2 protein-coding genes and 1 other annotated feature are annotated in these 1,598 nt (G+C 35.3%); both genes read left to right on the top strand.

Annotated elements, in window-relative coordinates; translation table 11 throughout:
* The first annotated feature begins 191 nt into the window (after positions 1 to 191).
* Positions 192 to 323 (top strand) — a sequence feature (ribosomal protein L10 leader region).
* Positions 324 to 371: 48 nt separating this feature from the next.
* Positions 372 to 914: a 50S ribosomal protein L10 gene (rplJ, locus tag ACEN4N_RS11400; protein WP_407090968.1), complete on the top strand. Its 543-nt coding sequence runs from the start codon at positions 372 to 374 to the stop codon at positions 912 to 914.
* 52 nt (positions 915 to 966) lie between these two features.
* On the top strand, positions 967 to 1,341 hold the full coding sequence (gene rplL / locus ACEN4N_RS11395; protein ID WP_138404221.1) for a 50S ribosomal protein L7/L12: 375 nt from the start codon (positions 967 to 969) through the stop codon (positions 1,339 to 1,341).
* The last annotated feature ends 257 nt before the right edge of the window (positions 1,342 to 1,598 follow it).

Raw genomic sequence — 1,598 nt, 5'->3', positions numbered from 1 at the left:
TTAGATTTCTTTGTGTTAAAATGAGTGTGTGACATGAAGATTCTCTCCTTATACTATGTTGTGGTGACTTAAGTATAACGAATCTTCATGTCTTTTTTTAGTGTTGCGTTTCATCTTACAACACACCTAAATAAAAAAAGTTAAAAACATTAATAAAAAGTGTTGACAACACAGTCGGTATCCATTATGATGTTTTATGTGTTAAACGACCGAAGACAGTAAGTGGCAAATGCCTTAATTTCTTACCGAGGAAGTTCCTAAGTGATAAACAACAGGAATGTATCTCTATGTCTAAGGTGACATGGGGGTTTTTTTATTGGATAAAATAATCAATAAATACTCTCTATACCAAAATGACGGAGGTGAACTAATTGGGAAAAAGAAAAGTGACTCTTGAACAAAAACAAAACGAAGTTGCAGAAATCACTGAAGAACTTAAAGGTTCTGCAGGTGTTGTAATTATCGATTACCTAGGTCTTAACGTTACTGAAGTAACAGAATTACGTAAAAACTTACGTGATGCAGGCGTGAAAATGAAAGTTGTGAAAAACACAATCTTACGTAGAGCAGCTGCAGACGCAGGTATTGAAGGTTTAGATGAAGTTTTCGCTGGTCCTACTGCGATTGCTTTCCATTCTGAAGATGTTGTTGCTCCAGCTAAAATTATCGTTGATGCCGCAAAAGATTTAGAAAAATTAGAAATCAAAGGTGGATTAATTGAAGGTGCTGTAGCTACAGTAGCTGAAATCGAAACATTATCTAAATTACCAAGTCGCGAAGGTCTATTATCTATGTTACTATCTGTACTGGAAGCTCCAATGCGCAATACAGCTTCAGTATTATCACAAATGAATCCTGCTCGCAAGATGGCTTATGCGCTTAAAGCTGTTGGTGAAGCAAAAGACGCTGCTTAATGTAGCATAATTAATAAATAAAAAAACACATATAAAACGGAGGAAACAAATCATGGCATTAAACATTGAACAAATTATTGAAGATATCAAATCAGCAACTGTTGTAGAATTAAACGAATTAGTAGAAGCAATCGAAGAAGAATTCGGTGTATCTGCTGCTGCTCCTGTAGCTGTAGCTGCTGCTGGTGGCGCTGGTGAAGCTGCTGCTGAAGAACAAACTGAATTCGACGTTGAATTAACTTCAGCTGGATCAGCTAAAATTAAAGTTATCAAAGCAGTTCGTGAAGCAACTGGTTTAGGACTTAAAGAAGCTAAAGAATTAGTAGATAACGCTCCAAAAGTAATCAAAGAAGGATTATCTAAAGAAGATGCAGAAGCATTAAAAGCTGCAATCGAAGAAGTTGGAGGAGCTGTAGAAGTTAAATAATCTCTGATTATTTAACTTTATACACTCTAAACCAGAGGTTTTTACCTCTGGTTTTTTTGTACAAAAAATAATTACTACTATATAAGATACGAAAAGCGACACGGTAATTGAACCTAACTCAATTACTGTGGGCTCTTTGTCAAATAGGGTTGATGACTCATTTTAATCAAGATCAAGCAGCATAAGTTGTTGCTTGATCTTTTTTATTTGTCTGAGGGACATATAATCGCGTCATAAGTAAAATACGGTCTCTAAAA

The organism is Ruoffia sp. FAM 20857 (assembly GCF_045528645.1).
In the GTDB taxonomy this organism is placed as follows: Bacteria; Bacillota; Bacilli; order Lactobacillales; family Aerococcaceae; genus Ruoffia; species Ruoffia halotolerans.
Note: the sequence above shows the minus strand (reverse complement) of the source record. Positions and strands in the feature narration are given on the sequence as shown.